Annotated in this window: 1 protein-coding gene; it reads left to right on the top strand. The window is 57.0% G+C overall.

Annotation, left to right across the window (positions count from 1 at the left end; all coding sequences use genetic code 11):
* On the top strand, nt 1-488 hold a 488-nt coding region (locus NGM28_RS28550), incomplete at both ends, for an IS256 family transposase (protein ID WP_252092558.1).

Here is a 488-nt window from a genome sequence, read left to right as displayed (position 1 = left end):
GTTTTGACGGGGGATGGTCCGTTGCGACTGGAAATCCCTCGCGATCGAGACGGAAGTTTTGAGCCCATTCTGATCCCCAAGCATGAGCGCCGTTACACCGGATTCGACGACAAAATCATCGCCATGTACGCCCGTGGAATGACGGTCAGAGAGATCCGAGCTTTCCTGTCCGAGCAGTATGGAACCGACGTTTCACCCGATTTCATCAGCTCCGTGACAGACGAGGTCATGGAGGAGATTGGCGCGTGGCAACAGCGGCCACTGGAGCCGATGTACCCGGTCATTTTCTTCGATGCGCTGCGGGTGAAAATCCGCGAAGAAGGCCTGGTGCGTAACAAGGCCATTTACTTGGCGTTGGGCGTTCTCCCCGACGGGACGCGCGATATCCTGGGCATCTGGATCGAGAACACCGAGGGTGCGAAGTTCTGGATGAAGGTGTTCAACGATCTCAAGACACGTGGCGTCGAGGACGTGCTGATTGCCGTGAC

The organism is Pseudomonas sp. MWU13-3659 (assembly GCF_023757525.1).
GTDB classification, from domain to species: domain Bacteria; phylum Pseudomonadota; class Gammaproteobacteria; order Pseudomonadales; family Pseudomonadaceae; genus Aquipseudomonas; species Aquipseudomonas entomophila_E.
The sequence above is the reverse complement of the archived record's forward strand: the minus strand, read 5'-3'. Positions and strand labels throughout refer to the sequence as shown.